Origin of the sequence: Enterobacter cloacae complex sp. 309I3, assembly GCF_050031595.1 — a bacterium.
GTDB lineage: Bacteria > Pseudomonadota > Gammaproteobacteria > Enterobacterales > Enterobacteriaceae > Enterobacter > Enterobacter cloacae.
Window position 1 is genome coordinate 506623 of the sequence record NZ_JBLGWI010000001.1, and the last position, 14832, is coordinate 521454.

Sequence of the window (14832 nt, forward strand, 5' to 3'; positions counted from 1 at the left end):
AATGCGAATATTTGTCTACGGCAGTTTACGAACCAAGCAAGGCAACAGTCACTGGATGACCAATGCCCTGTTGCTTGGGAATTACAATATCGAAAACTACCAGTTGTACAGCCTGGGCCACTATCCAGGCGCGGTTCCCGGCGAAGGAACAGTACACGGTGAAGTTTATCGTATTGATAACGCGACACTTGCCGAACTTGATGCCTTGCGCACCAGGGGCGGTGAATACGCGCGCCAGTTGATCCAGACGCCGTACGGAAGTGCGTGGATGTACGTCTACCAGCGTCCGGTCGAAGGGTTAACGCGGATTGTAAGCGGTAACTGGTTAGACAGAGACCAGTACTGAAAAAACAACGCCACCGTGAGGTGGCGTTGTTTTTTGTGCCTCTTGTCGGGGGCGTAGCGCACCCGGGAGAAACACTCCAGCCACAAAAAAGCCCCGACCAGCGGGGCTTTATCGATGTGCGGTAAGAATTACTTCTTAGCAGCGCGTTCGAAAGAGGCGATGATTTCTGCTTTCGCCGCTTCTGCGTTGTCCCAGCCGTCAACTTTAACCCACTTGCCTTTTTCGAGGTCTTTGTAGTGCTCGAAGAAGTGAGTGATCTGCGCTTTCAGCAGTTCTGGCAGGTCGTTCACATCTTTGATGTGATCGTACTCTTTGCTCAGCTTGGTGTGCGGTACCGCAACCAGTTTCGCATCTTCGCCGGATTCGTCGGTCATTTTCAGCACGCCAACTGGGCGGCAGCGAATGACTGCGCCTGGCTGCAGTGGGTATGGCGTTGGAACCAGCACGTCAACCGGGTCACCGTCCAGAGACAGGGTGTGGTTGATGTAACCGTAGTTGCATGGGTAGAACATCGCGGTAGACATGAAACGGTCTACAAACAGCGCACCGCTCTCTTTGTCCACTTCGTATTTGATAGGATCTGCGTTAGCCGGGATTTCGATAACAACGTAGATGTCTTCTGGCAGTTCTTTACCCGCAGGGACGTTGAGTAAGCTCATGTCTGTGTCCTTTAAAATGGATGGTAAACAAGTGGCAGGTATTATAGCCAACTGGCGCTGAATGTCTCCGCCTGTTTTCGTCTTCTCACCGCGTTCGTCTCACTTTTCAGACCGATTCCATGACAGAAAAATCCATAAACTCAGCCGCATTTTTCATGGAGAAATGAAAGCGATTACAAACTTGTGATTAACGTTTTATTCACTTTTCTGAAGTGTGATGTAACGCAATTCGTTACATATTTCATTGGCTATAGTCATTTCGCAGAACATCTTTTAACCAACAATAACTCACCCTACGAGGACGTTCATATGTGGAAGCGCTTACTTCTTGTCACAGCAGTTTCGGCAGCCATGTCGTCTATGGCGATGGCCGCACCTTTAACCGTAGGATTTTCGCAGGTCGGCTCTGAATCAGGCTGGCGTGCGGCAGAAACCAACGTGGCGAAAAGCGAGGCCCAGAAACGCGGCATCACGCTGAAGATCGCCGATGGCCAGCAAAAACAGGAAAACCAGATTAAAGCCGTGCGTTCGTTTATTGCGCAGGGTGTGGATGCCATCTTTATTGCGCCCGTTGTGGCCACCGGCTGGGAGCCTGTCCTGAAGGAAGCGAAAGATGCTGAGATCCCGGTCTTCCTGCTCGATCGTTCCATCGATGTAAAAGACAAATCTCTCTATATGACCACCGTGACCGCCAACAACGTTCTTGAAGGGCAATTAATCGGTGACTGGCTGGTGAAACAGGTGGATGGCAAGCCGTGTAACGTCGTTGAGCTGCAAGGTACGGTCGGCGCGAGCGTGGCCATCGACCGTAAGAAGGGGTTTGCTGAGGCCATCGCCAAAGCGCCAAACATTAAAATTATCCGTTCTCAGTCCGGCGACTTTACCCGCAGTAAAGGTAAAGAGGTCATGGAGAGCTTTATCAAGGCTGAAAACAACGGCAAGAACATCTGCATGGTTTACGCCCACAACGATGACATGGTGATCGGGGCGATTCAGGCCATTAAAGAAGCGGGCCTGAAACCGGGCAAAGATATTCTCACCGGCTCTATCGACGGCGTGCCGGACATCTACAAAGCGATGATCGACGGCGAAGCCAACGCCAGCGTGGAGCTCACGCCAAACATGGCCGGTCCGGCATTCGATGCGCTGGAGAAATTCAAGAAAGACGGCACGATGCCTGAGAAGGTGACGGTCACCAAATCCACCCTCTACCTGCCGGATACCGCGAAAGAAGAGTTAGAGAAGAAGAAAAATATGGGCTACTAAGCTCAGCCCCCTCACCCTAGCCCTCTCCCCGGAGGGGAGAGGGAAAAGGGCAGTTTGGGCAGAAAATTAAAGACTGGCACGAATAGTCCCCTCTCCCCTCCGGGGAGAGGGTCAGGGTGAGGGGGAAAACCATGACCACTGAACAACACCAGGAAATCCTCCGCACAGAGGGCTTGAGTAAATTCTTCCCCGGCGTAAAAGCGCTGGATAACGTTGATTTTAGCCTGCGACGCGGCGAGATCATGGCGTTGCTGGGCGAGAACGGTGCGGGGAAATCGACGCTGATTAAAGCCCTGACCGGGGTTTATCACGCCGATCGCGGCACCATCTGGCTGGAAGGTAACGCCATATCACCCAAAAATACCGCCCATGCGCAGCAGCTGGGGATCGGGACGGTCTACCAGGAGGTGAACCTGCTGCCGAATATGTCGGTCGCGGATAACCTGTTTATTGGCCGGGAGCCACGACGCTTTGGCCTGCTGCGCCGCAAGGAGATGGAAGCGCGGGCGACAAAACTGATGGCGTCTTACGGCTTCTCTCTTGACGTACGCGAGCCGCTGAACCGTTTTTCCGTCGCCATGCAGCAGATTGTCGCCATTTGTCGCGCTATCGACCTCTCGGCAAAAGTGCTGATCCTTGATGAGCCCACCGCCAGCCTCGATACCCAGGAAGTGGAGATGCTCTTTACCCTGATGCGCCAGCTGCGCAATCAGGGCGTGAGCCTGATCTTCGTCACCCATTTCCTCGATCAGGTGTATGAGGTGAGCGATCGCATTACGGTGCTGCGCAACGGCAGTTTTGTCGGCTGCCGCGACACCCGCGAGCTGCCGCAGATTGAACTGGTCAAAATGATGCTCGGCCGCGAGCTGGAATCCAATGCGCTCCAGCGTGCCGGGCGTACGCTGCTGAGTGAGAAACCGGTCGCCGCGTTCAGTGATTTCGGCAAGAAAGGGGTCATCTCGCCGTTTAACCTGGAGGTGCGCCCCGGTGAAATTGTCGGTCTGGCGGGGCTGTTAGGCTCGGGCCGTACCGAAACCGCCGAGGTGATCTTCGGGATCAAGCCTGCAGACAGCGGCACCGCGCAGATCAAAGGTAAACCGCAAACCCTGCGCTCGCCGCATCAGGCCTCCTGTCTGGGTGTGGGCTTCTGCCCGGAAGACAGAAAAACGGATGGCATTATTGCCGCCGCCTCGGTGCGGGAAAATATCATTCTGGCCTTACAGGCGCAGCGCGGCTGGCTGCGGCCGATCCCACGGAAAGAGCAAAACGCCATAGCCGAGCGCTTTATCCGCCAGCTCGGTATCCGTACCCCGAGCGCGGAACAGCCGATAGAGTTCCTCTCCGGGGGCAATCAGCAGAAGGTACTGCTTTCCCGCTGGCTACTGACCAAACCTCAGTTCCTGATCCTCGATGAACCGACCCGCGGCATTGACGTGGGGGCACACGCCGAAATTATCCGCCTTATTGAAACCCTGTGCGCGGACGGGCTGGCGCTGCTGGTCATCTCGTCTGAACTGGAGGAGCTGGTGGGCTATGCCGATCGCGTCATCATCATGCGCGATCGCAAGCAGGTGGCAGAGATCCCGCTGGATAAACTGTCCGTTCCGGCAATCATGAATGCCATCGCGGCGTAAGGAGTGAATCGTGATGTCTCGTTCGCTTTCGCAAACTGGCGAAACAAAACGCCGCTTCAACTGGCCGACCGGCACGCCGCAAATCGCCGCGCTGCTGGTGGTGTTGCTGGTCGATAGCCTGGTCGCACCGCATTTCTTCCAGATAATCGTGCAGGATGGCCGCCTGTTCGGCAGCCCGATCGATATTTTAAACCGCGCCGCGCCGGTGGCGCTGCTCGCCATTGGTATGACGCTGGTGATCGCCACCGGCGGGATCGACCTTTCTGTTGGCGCGGTGATGGCCATTGCCGGGGCGACGGCAGCATCAATGACCGTGGCCGGGCACAGCCTGCCAGTGGTGCTGCTGGCGGCGTTGGGCACCGGCGTGCTGGCCGGACTGTGGAACGGCATTCTGGTGGCGGTGCTCAAAATCCAGCCGTTTGTTGCCACGCTGATATTGATGGTGGCCGGGCGCGGTGTCGCACAGCTCATCACCTCGGGGCAGATTGTTACCTTCAACTCGCCGAACCTGGCGTGGCTCGGGAGCGGCAAGCTGCTATTCTTCCCCACGCCGGTGATCATTGCGCTGGTGACGCTGGTGGTGTTCTGGATCTTTACCCGCAAAACGGCGCTGGGCATGTTCATTGAAGCGGTCGGGATCAACATCCGGGCGGCACGCAACGCCGGGGTCAATACGCGGCTGATGGTGATGCTCACGTACGTGTTGAGCGGCGTGTGTGCTGCCATCGCCGGGGTGATCGTCGCGGCAGATATTCGTGGGGCTGATGCCAACAACGCCGGGTTATGGCTGGAGCTGGATGCGATCCTGGCGGTGGTTATTGGCGGCGGATCGCTGATGGGCGGGCGCTTTAACCTGCTGCTCTCGGTAATTGGTGCGCTGATTATTCAGGGCATGAACACCGGGATCCTGCTTTCCGGGTTCCAGCCGGAACTCAACCAGGTGGTGAAAGCGGTGGTCGTGCTCTGCGTGCTGATCGTTCAGTCACCGCGCTTTGTCAGCATCATTAAGGGGATCCGTGGCCATGATAAAACGTAATTTACCGTTAATGATCACGCTGGGCGTGTTTGTGCTGGGCTATCTCTACTGCCTGACCCAGTTCCCGGGGTTCGCCTCGACGCGTGTGATTTGTAACATTCTGACAGATAACGCCTTTTTAGGCATCATCGCGGTTGGGATGACCTTTGTGATCCTCTCCGGGGGGATTGATCTCTCCGTCGGATCGGTGATCGCCTTTACCGGCGTGTTTCTTGCCAAAGCGATCGGTTTCTGGGGCATCTCGCCGCTGGTGGCGTTTCCGCTGGTGCTGGTGATGGGCTGTGCGTTTGGTGCCTTTATGGGGCTTCTGATTGACGCGCTCAAGCTCCCGGCCTTTATCATTACGCTTGCCGGGATGTTCTTCCTGCGCGGCGTGAGTTATCTGGTGTCTGAGGAATCGATCCCGATCAACCATCCGGTGTACGACACGCTCTCCAGCCTGGCGTGGAAAATCCCCGGCGGGGGCCGCCTGAGCGCGATGGGGCTGCTGATGCTGGGCGTGGTGGTCATTGGTATCTTCCTTGCCCATCGCACCCGGTTTGGTAATCAGGTCTACGCTATTGGCGGCAACGCGACCTCGGCCAACCTGATGGGGATCTCCACCCGTAGCACCACCATCCGCATCTATATGCTCTCCACCGGGCTGGCGACGCTGGCGGGGATTGTCTTCTCCATTTACACCCAGGCGGGTTACGCGCTGGCCGGGGTTGGCGTTGAACTGGATGCGATTGCCTCTGTGGTGATTGGCGGCACGCTGCTCAGCGGCGGGGTGGGGACGGTGCTGGGAACACTGTTTGGCGTGGCAATCCAGGGGCTGATCCAGACCTATATCAACTTTGACGGCACGCTCAGCTCCTGGTGGACGAAAATCGCCATCGGCATTTTACTGTTTATTTTTATTGCCCTGCAGCGCGGTCTGACGGTGCTCTGGGAGAACCGCCAGAGCTCGCCTGTTACCCGCGTGAACACATCAGTAACAGAGCGATAACATGCTGAATTTGCTTAAAGTCTAAACATTTTCCGGTAGCGGCCGATACTCTTTTTTTATGCCCAGAAATATCTCGCTACCGGAAATAACATCATGCTTAAAACGCTATCGATTCGTACCGGCTTGCTCTCTTTACTGGCCGTTATGACCCTTCTGCTGCTGATTGTCAGCGGCATTGGCATTTATGCCCTCACACAGAGTTCTTCGTCACTTCAGCGCATCAACCACCTTCAGGGTGAGCAGATGGTGCAGCTCAATTCTGGCTATACGCTGATCCTTCGTGCGCGCAACGAGGCGGGCCAGGCTGTCAGAATGATGGAAATTGGTCTGCTGGACGATGCCGCGAAATCGGTGAAAAGCATTAATCAGGAGATCGCCCTGGCGCAAAAAACGCTGAAAGGCGTGATCGACGCAGGCGTGGCCGATCCCCAGGGACAGCAGCTGCTGGATAAGGTGGCGGCCAGTCTGGCGGCCTATAACCAACAGGGGATCAACCCAATGCTGAAAGCGCTGAACGAACAGAGCGCAGACAGCTATTACGATCTGCTGGAGAGTAAGCTCATTCCGGTAGCAAAGCAGTTTGATAACGATATGCAGGCGTTCCAGATGTGGAGCGACGCGCGCGGGAAAGCGGAAGTCAGCGCCGTGCAGTCGAGCAAAACGCGGGTTCTGGTCCTGATCGTTGTCGCGGCGCTGCTGACGGCAGGCATCATTGTGCTGGCCTGGCTGGTGCTGCGCCACATGCTGCTCAAGCCGCTCTCGGCGTCGATTGCGCAGCTGGAAAACGTCGCCGCGGGGGATTTAACCCACACGCTGAATGCCCCGGCGAGCCAGGAGTTCAACCGTCTGAACGCCGCCATCGAAGGCATGCGCCAGTCGCTGATGCACTCGGTGCAGCGGGTCCGCGATGCCAGCTCGCAAATTGATACCGGCAGCCGCGAGCTGACGGCGGGAAACAGGGATCTTGCCGAACGCACGGAGTCCACCGCGACCTCGCTGGAGCAGACCGCCGCCAGCATGGAAGAGATCACCGCCACGGTGAAACTCAACGCGGATAACGCCGAGCAGGCGCACCAGCTGGCGAAATCTGTCTCGGATACTGCCGATCATGGCAGCGAAATGGTCTGCTATGTGATTGAGAAAATGCGCGATATCTCCGGCAGCTCGGCGCGCATTGCCGACATTCTGAGCGTTATTGACGGCATTGCCTTCCAGACCAATATTCTGGCGCTGAACGCCTCCGTGGAAGCGGCGCGTGCGGGCGAGCAGGGGCGCGGTTTTGCCGTCGTTGCGGGCGAGGTACGCAATCTTGCCAGCCGCAGCGCCGATGCGGCAAAAGAGATCCGTTCACTTATCAGCGACTCGCAGACCCACGTTAATGAGGGCAGCGAGCTGGCGCAGCAGGCGGGCGAAACGATGGATGAGATCGCAACCGAAGTGCTGCGCATGACCAAACTGATGCGCGAAATTGCTACCGCGTCTCAGGAACAGAGCCGCGGCATTGAACAGGTGAATATTGCGGTAAATCAGATGGATGAAACCGCGCAGCAGAATGCGGCGCTGGTACAGCAATCCTCTGCCGCGACGCGCTCGCTGGAAGAGCAGTCACGCCAGCTGATGGAAGCCATGTCATCATTTAAACTGACGACGCAGAGTGTCGCATAATATTCCCCGCCCCTGGTACATTCTGTACCAGGGTATTATTCTCGGACGAATTAATCGCGCTAATATTATCGTGAATATTACCGAGTAATATTTCCAGCTGGTGAGTTAAGGTTAACGCTTTTTCCGTCGGTTCAAGATATAACCCTTTACGGATAAATAGCGGTTCAGCAAAAAGCTGGCTAAAGCGCTTCAACGCCAGGCTCACGGCCGGGCGTGACATCTCCAGCCGGACAGAGGCCTTCGCCATGCTGCCGCAGCGGACCACTTCAATAAAGACAGGAATAAGATTTAAATCGATGCCGGTATTGGCACGGGAATAGTTTTTCGTCACGGGTACGCTCCAGGAAATATCTGTCAAACTGTTATGGAAATAATGCAGGAGCGAATCTGAATATTAAAGCGCGTTTTTTATAAACACTTATACGGTAAATTATATAAATGTATTGGGGAGCCAGAGCGGCTCCCCGGGAGAGGGATTACGCGTCCGGATACTCACGGATAAAACGTTCAACGTCTTCAACCATATGGTTGTTGCCGACGAAGAAGGAACGACGCTGGTGCAGACTTTCTGGCACGATATCCAGAATGCGCTCTTTACCATCGCTCGCCTTGCCGCCCGCCTGTTCCGCCAGGAACGCCATCGGGTTGCATTCATACAGCAGACGCAGCTTCCCGTCCGGGTGGCTGGCGGTGCTTGGGTAGAGGTAAATGCCGCCTTTGAGCAGGTTACGGTGGAAATCCGCAACCAGGGAACCGATATAGCGGGAGGTGTAAGGGCGTTGCGTCGCTTTATCTTCTTCCTGGCAGAATTTGATGTACTTCTTCACGCCAGTCGGGAACTTGATGTAGTTACCTTCGTTGATGGAGTAGGTGTTGCCCTTCTCCGGGAAGCGCATACGTTCCTGACACAGGCAGAACACGCCCAGCGACGGATCGTAAGTAAAGGCATGAACGCCACAGCCGGTGGTGTAGACCAGCATGGTGGAGGAGCCATACACGACATAACCGGCAGCAACCTGCTGACTGCCAGGCTGCAGGAAATCTTCTTCTGTCACCGGCGTGCCAACAGGCGTGACGCGGCGGTAGATGGAGAAAATGGTACCGACAGAAACGTTAACGTCGATGTTGGAGGAGCCGTCCAGCGGATCCATCAGAACAACGTATTTCGCGTGTTCACACCCTTCGAATACGACAATTTCATCTTCTTCTTCAGAGGCGATACCCGCAACGATGTCGCGCGCGCGCAGTGCAGCTTTCAGTTTTTCATTTGCGAACAGATCGAGTTTCTGCTGAACCTCGCCCTGAACGTTCTCGGCACCGCTGGCACCCAGGATATCGACCAGACCGGCCTTGTTGATATCACGGTGGATGATCTTAGCGCCCAGCTTTATTGCCGACAGCAAAGCAGTGAGTTCACCGGTAGCATGAGAGAACTCGTGCTGCTTTTCGACAATAAATTCACCTAACGTTTTCATAACACTTTCCCTGCATCTTTGTGAGTAGAGCGATTGTATGTTCACTAAAACGACTAATGCCCAACAATCTTAACAAATATTCAAATAGTAGCGCAGAGGTGAATCGCGCCAGCAATATACGGATTTACCTGAAATGCGTTTCACACCCGCTAACATGTGAGTAAAATGTGCGCCACATTGAAGAAGGATAGTGACGTATGCGCATTCATATATTGGGGATTTGTGGCACTTTCATGGGCGGACTGGCAATGCTGGCGCGCTCGCTGGGCCATGAAGTGACTGGTTCGGACGCCAATGTGTATCCGCCGATGAGCACGCTCCTGGAGAAGCAGGGCATCTCTCTGATTCAGGGTTATGATGCCAGCCAGCTGGATCCCGCGCCGGATCTGGTGATCATTGGCAACGCCATGACGCGAGGTAATCCGTGCGTTGAGGCGGTACTGGAACGCAATATTCCGTTCATGTCTGGCCCACAGTGGCTGCATGATTTCGTCCTGCGCGACCGTTGGGTTGTTGCCGTGGCCGGTACGCACGGTAAAACCACCACCGCCGGTATGGCGACCTGGATCCTTGAAGCCTGTGGTTACAAGCCTGGCTTTGTCATTGGCGGCGTTCCGGGCAATTTCGACGTGTCTGCGCGTCTGGGGGAGAGCCCGTTCTTTGTGATCGAAGCCGATGAGTACGACTGTGCGTTCTTCGACAAGCGCTCCAAGTTTGTACACTACTGCCCGCGCACGCTGATCCTCAACAACCTTGAGTTCGATCATGCGGATATCTTTGACGATCTGAAAGCCATTCAGAAACAGTTCCACCATTTGGTGCGCATCGTTCCGGGTCAGGGCCGTATCATCCTGCCGGAGAACGACATCAATCTTAAGCAGACCATGGCGATGGGCTGCTGGAGCGAGCAGGAGCTGGTGGGTGAGCAGGGCCACTGGCAGGCGAAAAAACTCAACGTGGATGCCTCGGAGTGGGAAGTGTGGCTCGACGGCGAGAAAGTGGGTGAGGTGAAGTGGGGCCTGGTTGGCGAACACAACATGCATAACGGCCTGATGGCAATCGCTGCCGCACGCCATGTGGGTGTTCAGCCTGCGGACGCGGCGAATGCACTGGGTTCATTTATCAATGCCCGTCGCCGTCTGGAGCTGCGCGGTGAAGCCCACGGCGTAACCGTGTATGACGATTTCGCGCACCACCCAACTGCTATTCTGGCGACGCTTGCAGCGTTACGCGGCAAGGTCGGCGGTACCGCGCGCATTCTGGCGGTGCTGGAGCCACGCTCTAACACCATGAAAATGGGCATCTGCAAAGACGATCTCGCGCCATCCTTAGGGCGTGCCGACGAAGTCTTCCTGCTGCAGCCACAGCATATTCCGTGGCAGGTAGCTGAAGTGGCCGATGCCTGCATTCAGCCTGCGCACTGGAGTGCGGATGTTGATGCTCTGGCGGATATGGTGGTGAAAGCCGCTCAGCCGGGTGACCATATCCTGGTGATGAGTAACGGCGGTTTTGGTGGGATCCATCAGAAGCTGCTGGACGGTCTGGCGAAAAAGGCTGAGGCCGCAGAGTAAAAAAAGCCCGGTGGCGCTAGCGCTTACCGGGCCTACATTACTCTTCTCCCTCTCCCCTATGGGGAGAGGGCTGGGGTGAGGGGGGAACAGGCGGTTCGATATTACTCTTCGTTCTCAGACAGCTCGCGCAGATACTGGAAAATCAGACGCGCGGACTTCGGCGGCTTATTCCCTTCTTTCTCTTTCTTCGCGTTGCGGATCAATGAACGCAGCTGCTGGCGGTCGGCATCCGGCCACAGGTTCAATACTTCCGGTACCGCATCATCACCCTGTTCAATCAGACGGTCGCGGATCTGCTCCAGCTTGTGGAACAGCGCAACCTGCTGGTTGTGGCGGTTTTTCAGTTTATCCAGCGCCTGGCGGATCGGATCGACGTCGCGCTGACGCAGCATTTTACCGATAAGCTGAAGCTGGCGACGACGGCCTTCTTTTTTGATTTTCTGTGCCAGTTCAATGGCATCACGCAGATCCTGGTCGAGCGGGATCTTATCCAGCGCGTTTTTACCCAGTTCCACCATTTCTGCGCCAAGCTGTTTTAACTCTTCGGCGTCGCGTTTAATTTCACTTTTACTGACCCAGATGATCTCATCATCTTCGTCTTCGATGTCATCACCGGGAACGTCGTCGAGCCAGTCTTCGGGCTGCTTAGTCATGTCAGGCTCCTTAAAAAAAGAGGCTAATGTTACCAGTTAAGACGCGCACTGAAAAACGGTTCTCTGTTAGACTTCAGTTAACTCTCTCTTACAGTATGGCATTTGCGATGAAAGTAACCTCACAAGTTGAAGCGCAGCGTAAAATTCTGGAAGAAGCCGTCTCCACCGCGCTGACGCTCGCTTCAGGTAAATCAGATGGCGCCGAAGTGGCGGTCAGCAAAACCACCGGCATTAGCGTGAGCACCCGCTATGGCGAAGTGGAGAATGTAGAATTCAACAGCGATGGCGCACTGGGGATCACGGTCTATCACCAGAACCGCAAAGGCAGCGCGTCGTCTACCGATCTCAGCCCCGATGCCATTGCCCGTACCGTGCAGGCGGCGCTGGATATTGCGCGTTACACCTCACCGGATCCTTATGCTGGCGTTGCGGATAAAGATCTGCTGGCGTTTGATGCCCCGGATCTCGATCTTTTCCACCCGGCGGAAGTTACCCCGGACGAAGCCATCGAGCTGGCCGCGCGTGCCGAACAGGCGTCTTTGCAGGCGGATAAACGCATCACCAATACCGAAGGCGGCAGCTTCAACAGCCACTACGGCATCAAAGTCTTCGGCAACAGCCACGGAATGCTGCAGGGCTATTGCTCAACCCGTCACTCGCTTTCCAGCTGCGTGATCGCCGAAGAGAACGGCGATATGGAGCGGGATTATGCTTACACCATCGGCCGCGCGCTGGGGGATTTGCAGTCTCCGGAGTGGGTGGGCAAAGCGTGTGCCGAACGCACGCTGTCTCGCCTGTCACCGCGTAAGCTCTCCACCATGAAAGCCCCGGTTATTTTTGCCAATGAAGTGGCGACCGGCCTGTTTGGCCATCTGGTGGGCGCTATCGCGGGCGGCTCAGTTTACCGTAAATCGACCTTCCTGCTCGGCTCACTGGGCAAACAGATCCTGCCGGAATGGCTGACCATTGAAGAGCACCCGCACCTGCTGAAAGGGCTGGCCTCCACGCCGTTCGACAGCGAAGGCGTGCGCACGGAACGCCGCGATATTGTTAAAGACGGCATTCTGACCCAGTGGCTGCTGACCAACTACTCCGCGCGCAAGCTGGGGCTGAAAAGCACCGGACATGCGGGGGGCATCCATAACTGGCGCATTGCCGGACAGGGCCTGAACTTCGAGCAGATGCTGAAAGAGATGGGCACCGGCCTGGTGGTGACAGAACTGATGGGCCAGGGCGTGAGCGGCATTACCGGAGACTACTCTCGCGGTGCGGCAGGCTTCTGGGTCGAAAACGGCGAGATTCAGTATCCGGTGAGCGAAATTACCATCGCCGGCAACCTGAAGGACATGTGGCGCAATATCGTTACGGTCGGTAACGATATTGAAACACGTAGCAATATACAGTGTGGTTCTGTATTACTGCCGGAAATGAAAATTGCCGGCCAGTAATACCCGAAAAGCGTTTTAATAATAAAAAAGGAAGTGAGCAATGCGTAAACACCTGTTAGCGATCGTCGCGGCTTCAACGCTGGTTCTTGGTTCTTCTGCGTTTGCTGCCGATCTTGAAGACAACATGGACATCCTCAGTCAAAACCTGAAGGTCGTTCAGAAAACGGACAATGCGGCAGAAATGAAAAGCGCATTGACCAAAATGCGTGAAGCGGCGCTGGACGCGCAAAAAGCGACGCCGCCAAAGCTGGAAAGCAAAGCGGCAGACAGTGCAGAGATGAAGGACTATCGCCACGGCTTTGACGTGCTGGTCGGTCAGATTGACGGCGCGCTGAAGCTCGCTAACGAAGGCAAAGTGAAGGAAGCCCAGGCGGCAGCCGACCAGTTTGTCGCGACGCGTAACACGTATCACAAAAAGTATCGTTAATTGGGTGCCTGAGCTGTACGTCCTTTCCCGTATGCGGGGGCGCAGTTAGCGCCCCCGCATCTTTGCTCCCTACTGGCCGGAGCGACACTCCATCCGCGCTGTCACTTCAAGCGAGCCGTTTCGAAAACGGATCTCGCACAGTGTTTTCCTCGTCACCAGCGTTAAGATGATTATTGTCAAAGCAATAATCATCAAAACCCGGATAATTGGGGATTGGCGTTTCATGGATGCCTCCTTGCTTTAAAGCGGGCGAGGTAGCGAACTCCACGGTCCGACGTGTCGTTTCGAGCCCCCGCCCTGATTTTTTATCAGGCGGGGCTTTCCACTTTCCGTCCCATGCCTGAGACGGTCAGTCTCAAGCACCCGCCGCCACTCTAGCGAATCCCCATAAGAAAACCTTATCCACGTCACATTTCTACGAGTCGGCTCGTAATCTTTTCCGCTTCGCTCTCCCTGTATTTGCCGTCAGATAACGTGATATTCATCACGCAAATACAGCGATTTATCCAGATTCAGCCTATTTATGTGGCACAGATCACTGCTGCGGCTCGCCTTTCCACTTCGAAGTGGAAAACAACTCGCTACAAACCCGCCATCGCCAACGTTAGTTTTATTCCAGAGCCATTAACGGGGTAAGACCAGTGAGTAACGGAGCGGTAATGAACGACGTTGGGGATCAGGCGGAGCAAACAGAAAAGCTCGCGAACACCATGCTACAGCAGGTTTATGCCCTGCTGGCCCGGCACAACATCATCCCCAATGCAGTACAGGAACAGATGCTCACCTCCCATGTCCGCGCGATGGCGCACCGGTCCGTGACCGGCGAGCCGCTGCCGGAAGTGGAGGCAGAGCTGTTCGACGAAATTTCACCGGATTCAATGCGGCTCGCCCGTGAAGTGGTAGCGCAGTTTGGCAACCTTCCTGATGAAGAAGCCTGGCTGCTCTCCGTTCACTTTGAAGTCGCGAAAGACAACCTTTAAGGAGCAACACATGGAACAGATTACAGTCGTGATTGGCGATCGCCTGGGTAAAGGCCAGAAAGTGGCTGCCGGTGTGGAAAAAGCGGGTGGACGTGCGGTTGTCGTGCCGGGTATGGCGGCAGATATGAAACTCGGCGACGTCATGAAAGCGGAAAACGCCACCTTCGGCATCTCCTTCTGCGGCAGCGGCGGCGCGGGTGCCATCACGGCGCAAACCAAATATGGCTACAAAGCGAAATACGGCATGCGCTCCGTGGATGAGGGGGTGACCGCCATCAACGAAGGCTGCAACGTGCTGGGCTTTGGCTTTATGGATAAAGAAGAGCTGGGCGAGCGTCTGGTGCAGGCGTGGCAGAAGAAGCACGGCGCATAAGCATGAAAGAACAGTTCACAACCACGGTGAGAGTGAAGGGGAAGGGCGACGCCAAAGCGCGCGCCTTTGCCGACGCACTCAACCACGTTCAGGCCGCGGTGATGAAAGCCTCACCGCATATCTTACTGCGTATTGAGCCACAGGATGTGCAGGTCGTTCAGGCGCAAGAAGCGGTGCGTAAAGAAGCGTTTCTGTTCTTCTTTTTGCGCCGGGAAAGACGCACCTACAGCGTGGAGCTGGATGTGACCGTCAACGTGACCGCCATCAATCTCGACCAGGTGGATTTCGTCACGCAACGCTGATTATTCATA

17 protein-coding genes are annotated in these 14832 nt (G+C 55.7%); 12 read left to right on the top strand and 5 right to left on the bottom strand.

The window, feature by feature from the left end; translation table 11 throughout:
* The first annotated feature begins 1 nt into the window (after window position 1).
* The gene (locus ACQG22_RS02410; RefSeq protein ID WP_028027890.1) at window positions 2–346 is read left to right on the top strand and encodes a gamma-glutamylcyclotransferase family protein; all 345 of its coding nucleotides are present in this window, start codon (window positions 2–4) and stop codon (window positions 344–346) included.
* Between the two features lie 128 nt (window positions 347–474).
* Here ACQG22_RS02410 and ppa read toward each other — a convergent pair whose 3' ends face one another.
* Window positions 475–1005: an inorganic diphosphatase gene (ppa, locus tag ACQG22_RS02415; protein WP_008501423.1), complete on the bottom strand. Its 531-nt coding sequence runs from the start codon at window positions 1003–1005 to the stop codon at window positions 475–477.
* Window positions 1006–1314: 309 nt separating this feature from the next.
* Between ppa and ytfQ the strand changes: the two genes are divergently transcribed.
* The 5 genes from ytfQ (at window position 1315) to ACQG22_RS02440 (ending at window position 7594) form a co-directional block, all read left to right on the top strand.
* A complete protein-coding gene (ytfQ, locus tag ACQG22_RS02420) occupies window positions 1315–2271 on the top strand; it encodes a galactofuranose ABC transporter substrate-binding protein YtfQ (protein ID WP_014882271.1) in 957 nt (318 codons plus the stop codon).
* A 131-nt stretch (window positions 2272–2402) separates the two neighbouring features.
* Window positions 2403–3905 carry a galactofuranose ABC transporter, ATP-binding protein YtfR gene (ytfR, locus tag ACQG22_RS02425; protein ID WP_058683225.1) on the top strand — a complete coding sequence of 501 codons (1503 nt, stop codon included), beginning with the start codon at window positions 2403–2405 and terminating at the stop codon, window positions 3903–3905.
* A gap of 10 nt (window positions 3906–3915) precedes the next feature.
* Window positions 3916–4941 carry a galactofuranose ABC transporter, ATP-binding protein YtfT gene (gene ytfT, locus ACQG22_RS02430; protein ID WP_161799150.1) on the top strand — a complete coding sequence of 342 codons (1026 nt, stop codon included), beginning with the start codon at window positions 3916–3918 and terminating at the stop codon, window positions 4939–4941.
* The gene (yjfF, locus tag ACQG22_RS02435) at window positions 4928–5929 is read left to right on the top strand and encodes a galactofuranose ABC transporter, permease protein YjfF (protein ID WP_040020470.1); all 1002 of its coding nucleotides are present in this window, start codon (window positions 4928–4930) and stop codon (window positions 5927–5929) included. The genes ytfT and yjfF overlap by 14 nt, the downstream gene beginning before the upstream one ends.
* Window positions 5930–6022: 93 nt before the next feature.
* Window positions 6023–7594 carry a methyl-accepting chemotaxis protein gene (locus tag ACQG22_RS02440; protein WP_349391563.1) on the top strand — a complete coding sequence of 524 codons (1572 nt, stop codon included), beginning with the start codon at window positions 6023–6025 and terminating at the stop codon, window positions 7592–7594.
* On the opposite strand, the gene ACQG22_RS02445 is transcribed toward ACQG22_RS02440, so the two are convergent.
* Window positions 7566–7925, bottom strand: a complete 360-nt coding sequence (locus tag ACQG22_RS02445; RefSeq protein ID WP_336340394.1) for a LysR family transcriptional regulator — start codon at window positions 7923–7925, stop codon at window positions 7566–7568. The genes ACQG22_RS02440 and ACQG22_RS02445 overlap by 29 nt on opposite strands.
* A gap of 145 nt (window positions 7926–8070) precedes the next feature.
* Window positions 8071–9069 carry a class 1 fructose-bisphosphatase gene (fbp, locus tag ACQG22_RS02450; protein ID WP_013095345.1) on the bottom strand — a complete coding sequence of 333 codons (999 nt, stop codon included), beginning with the start codon at window positions 9067–9069 and terminating at the stop codon, window positions 8071–8073.
* A 197-nt stretch (window positions 9070–9266) separates the two neighbouring features.
* On the opposite strand from fbp, the gene mpl reads away from it, so the two are divergent.
* Window positions 9267–10640 (top strand): UDP-N-acetylmuramate:L-alanyl-gamma-D-glutamyl-meso-diaminopimelate ligase, encoded by a 1374-nt coding sequence (gene mpl / locus ACQG22_RS02455; RefSeq protein ID WP_013095346.1) that lies wholly within the window; start codon window positions 9267–9269, stop codon window positions 10638–10640.
* Window positions 10641–10741: 101 nt separating this feature from the next.
* Here the strand turns inward: mpl and yjgA are convergent, their stop codons facing one another.
* Window positions 10742–11293, bottom strand: a complete 552-nt coding sequence (gene yjgA / locus ACQG22_RS02460; RefSeq protein WP_008501414.1) for a ribosome biogenesis factor YjgA — start codon at window positions 11291–11293, stop codon at window positions 10742–10744.
* 95 nt (window positions 11294–11388) lie between these two features.
* Between yjgA and pmbA the strand changes: the two genes are divergently transcribed.
* The gene (gene pmbA / locus ACQG22_RS02465; RefSeq protein WP_369706915.1) at window positions 11389–12741 is read left to right on the top strand and encodes a metalloprotease PmbA; all 1353 of its coding nucleotides are present in this window, start codon (window positions 11389–11391) and stop codon (window positions 12739–12741) included.
* A 40-nt stretch (window positions 12742–12781) separates the two neighbouring features.
* Window positions 12782–13168 (top strand): cytochrome b562, encoded by a 387-nt coding sequence (gene cybC, locus ACQG22_RS02470; RefSeq protein WP_013095348.1) that lies wholly within the window; start codon window positions 12782–12784, stop codon window positions 13166–13168.
* Between the two features lie 69 nt (window positions 13169–13237).
* On the opposite strand, the gene ACQG22_RS02475 is transcribed toward cybC, so the two are convergent.
* Window positions 13238–13393 (bottom strand): Hok/Gef family protein, encoded by a 156-nt coding sequence (locus ACQG22_RS02475; protein ID WP_020688727.1) that lies wholly within the window; start codon window positions 13391–13393, stop codon window positions 13238–13240.
* Between the two features lie 416 nt (window positions 13394–13809).
* Between ACQG22_RS02475 and ACQG22_RS02480 the strand changes: the two genes are divergently transcribed.
* The 3 genes from ACQG22_RS02480 to ACQG22_RS02490 are packed head-to-tail and all read left to right on the top strand — an operon-like array spanning window position 13810 to window position 14823.
* Window positions 13810–14148, top strand: coding sequence for a glycine dehydrogenase (locus tag ACQG22_RS02480; RefSeq protein ID WP_028027887.1), 339 nt, complete (start codon window positions 13810–13812; stop codon window positions 14146–14148).
* 10 nt (window positions 14149–14158) lie between these two features.
* On the top strand, window positions 14159–14521 hold the full coding sequence (locus ACQG22_RS02485; RefSeq protein WP_006179053.1) for an SFCGS family glycine-rich protein: 363 nt from the start codon (window positions 14159–14161) through the stop codon (window positions 14519–14521).
* 2 nt (window positions 14522–14523) lie between these two features.
* A complete protein-coding gene (locus ACQG22_RS02490; protein WP_006810338.1) occupies window positions 14524–14823 on the top strand; it encodes a DUF4312 family protein in 300 nt (99 codons plus the stop codon).
* Window positions 14824–14832: the final 9 nt, after the last annotated feature.